This is a genomic window from Micromonospora sp. LOL_024 (genome assembly GCF_048060415.1).
In the GTDB taxonomy this organism is placed as follows: domain Bacteria; phylum Actinomycetota; class Actinomycetes; order Mycobacteriales; family Micromonosporaceae; genus Micromonospora.
Genome location: NZ_JBHMIS010000174.1, coordinates 1 through 636 on the forward strand (window position 1 = coordinate 1; position 636 = coordinate 636).

General features: G+C 67.6%; 1 protein-coding gene and 1 pseudogene. Both read left to right on the top strand.

Features of this window, described 5'->3' with window-relative positions:
* A pseudogene (locus ACFHWY_RS28760) lies at nucleotides 1-212 on the top strand (IS5/IS1182 family transposase); the annotation flags it as partial.
* A complete protein-coding gene (locus ACFHWY_RS28765) occupies nucleotides 209-616 on the top strand; it encodes a hypothetical protein (RefSeq protein WP_416583368.1) in 408 nt (135 codons plus the stop codon). The pseudogene ACFHWY_RS28760 and the gene ACFHWY_RS28765, both read left to right, overlap by 4 nt.
* The last annotated feature ends 20 nt before the right edge of the window (nucleotides 617-636 follow it).

Here is a 636-nt window from a genome sequence, read left to right on the forward strand (position 1 = left end):
TCAAACGCTCCGACACCCGACCCGGGTTCGTACCGATCCGTAAGCGGTGGATCGTCGAGCAGGTCAACGGCACGCTGATGCTGCACCGCCGCCTCGCACGCGAGTACGAGAGCCGACCGGAATCCTCGGTGTCACGAACCCTGTGGGCGTCGACGGCGAACATCGTGCGGCGACTGACCGGGACCACCACACCCACCTGGCGGCACCGGTGAACCTTCCCACCGTCCTCGACCTGATCGCCGATCGGGAAACCACCGCACGCCAGCACGCCGACCGGCTCCGCGAACAGATCACCGCGCTGACCGGCGAACTCGGCCGCCTCGACAGCGAACTGGCAGACCTGGCGACGACCCGCACCACCCTGCGCGCTCTCGCCGCCGCCGAGTTCACCGCCGACGACCCGACGATCACCAGCGCCCCCTACCAGCAGATCCTGCGCGTCCTCGCCACCGCGCCCACCGGCCTGCGCGCCAAGGGCATCTGCCTCGCCCTCGGCATCGAGCCGTCACCGAAGAACGTCGAAGGTACCCGCGCCAAGCTGAAACGCATGGTCAACCGCCAGGTCCTTGCCGAGGACGAGCCCGGAATATTCACACTCGCCCAGAAACGGACCTAATCCTCCGAACCATCCTCTGA